This is a genomic window from Nostoc sp., from assembly GCF_035638895.1.
Taxonomy (GTDB): Bacteria; Cyanobacteriota; Cyanobacteriia; order Cyanobacteriales; family Nostocaceae; genus Nostoc.
On record NZ_DASQZC010000543.1, the window covers coordinates 1 to 2163 of the forward strand.

Annotated in this window: 2 protein-coding genes; one reads left to right on the forward strand and one right to left on the reverse strand. The window is 40.6% G+C overall.

Annotated elements, in window-relative coordinates; genetic code table 11:
- Positions 1-750, reverse strand: a 750-nt coding sequence (gene leuB, locus VE944_RS26720; protein WP_324984340.1) for a 3-isopropylmalate dehydrogenase, incomplete at its 3' end; no start/stop codon positions are given.
- A 290-nt stretch (positions 751-1040) separates the two neighbouring features.
- On the opposite strand from leuB, the gene VE944_RS26725 reads away from it, so the two are divergent.
- The gene (locus VE944_RS26725; protein WP_324984343.1) at positions 1041-1895 is read left to right on the forward strand and encodes a mechanosensitive ion channel family protein; all 855 of its coding nucleotides are present in this window, start codon (positions 1041-1043) and stop codon (positions 1893-1895) included.
- The last annotated feature ends 268 nt before the right edge of the window (positions 1896-2163 follow it).

A 2163-nucleotide genomic window follows, 5' to 3' on the forward strand; every position in this document is an offset into this window, starting at 1 on the left:
ATCACCAAACAAATTGCCTGTGACAATAGTATCGAACTGCTTGGGAGCGCGTACTAACTGCATAGCAGCATTATCTACATATAAATGAGAGAGTTCGATATCTGGATATTCTTGTGAAAGTTGGGTGATGCGATCGCGCCACAACTGAGATACTTCTAATACGTTCGCTTTATCCACCGAACAAAGTTTACCACCGCGTTTTTTTGCCGCTTCAAACGCCACCCGCCCAATACGTTCGATTTCCGACTCAGTGTAAACCATTGTATTTACACCGCGTTTTTCACCAGTTTCTGTAGCAAAAATTCCTTTAGGTTTACCGAAGTAAATCCCACCAGTGAGTTCACGCACCACCATAATATCCACGCCTTCCACAACTTCACGTTTCAAAGTCGAGGCGTCGATTAGCTGGGGCAAAATTTTCGCTGGGCGCAAATTGGCAAATAATCCTAAACCTGCACGTAGCCCTAACAAACCCGCTTCTGGGCGTAAATTGGATGGCAGAGAATCCCACTTATAGCCACCAATGGCAGCAAGTAACACAGCATCACTGTTACGGCAAGTCTCTAGAGTGGCAGACGGTAGGGGTTCACCTGTCGCATCAATTGCTGCACCACCGATGAGAGCTTCTTGAAATTCAAACTTCAGATCAAATTGCTTCCCTACGACTTTCAGCACATCTACCGCCACTGCCATAATTTCAGGGCCGATGCCATCGCCGGGGAGTAGAGTAATGCGGTAGTTCTGGGTCATAGCTGATTATTACTAAGTAAATGCTTACAGATCAAATATCATACCTAGCAAAATGTACCTATGGAGTTTTTAATTTATTTATATGATCTCCCTTGAATTTGTAAGGCAGACAATATGCTTACCCCACAACAAACCATTTATATTCGTCCAAAAATTTTCAGATATTCTCCGATAACACTTTGCTTTTTTGCTGCATAGCACACCAAAAATTAAAAAAAAGTATTCATACGAGATTTTTATTTAATTTATTGTATGTTTATTGTGTTTAATAATTCACAAACAAAAAAATTATGGATTTCAGACAAATTAGCGTAGTTGCTAGCCAACTTTTAACTCAGTTTGGGCTGAAAGTTTTAGGTGCGATCGCTCTGTGGCTAATTGCTCAACGCTTGATTGATTTTGGATTGAGGCTAGCCCGACGTGCTTTCCGAAACCAACACGTTGATCCGACACTCATTAACTATCTTTTGAATATCATTGGCGTTACGTTGAGAATTGTTCTAGTTGTAGCAATTCTCGGCTTCTTTGGGGTTGAAACAACTTCTTTTGCTGCATTGCTAGCAGGAGCAGGTATTGCAATTGGTGCAGCATGGGGGGGACTACTAGCAAACTTTGCAGCCGGAGCATTTTTAATCGTTTTTCGACCATTCAAAGTTGGTGATTTCATTACGACAGCAGGTGTCACAGGTACTGTTACAGAACTTGGGCTATTCACAACTAGCATTAATACACCTGATAACGTATTGACGATTGTTGCCAATAATAAAATCTTTGCTGACAATATCCAGAATTATTCTGCCAATCCTTATCGACGGGTTGATTTAGTAGCTCAACTCCATCACGATGTAAAACATAACGAAGCGATCGCACTTTTAAATGCGAAGATTAGCCAAATTCCTAATGTTCTCCAAAATCCAGCACCGGATGTAGAAATTCAGACTTTCAATTTTGCAGGGCCTGTACTAGCAGTACGTCCCTATTGCAATAATGACCATTACTGGCAAGTTTACTTCGACACTAATAAAGTTATTCGTGAAACCTTTAGCGAAGCTGGGTATCCAGTTCCAGAATACCGTTATACAGTTAGCGGTTCATCTGGTAATGGCATTAATAACGCCATCCCACCACTGTCGGAAATAACTTGATAGTAGAGTAAAAAATCAAGGTTTCATTTGTAAATATTTTCTAAATAGCAGAATAAGAATTAATAAGTAGGTAAGGCATCAGCTTTACCTACTTTTTTATGTCGCTAATTTCTTTACAGTCAGTTTCAATTTCCGAAACCAGCCTGACAAAAGTTGTAGAAAAAGGTTAGGTTAACTGTTAATCACAAGCCGCACCCCAGCAGCGATGGTAAAAGAATTAGCAATTTGCACCCGTGGACTAACTAAGCAATTCGACCGACACGTTGCT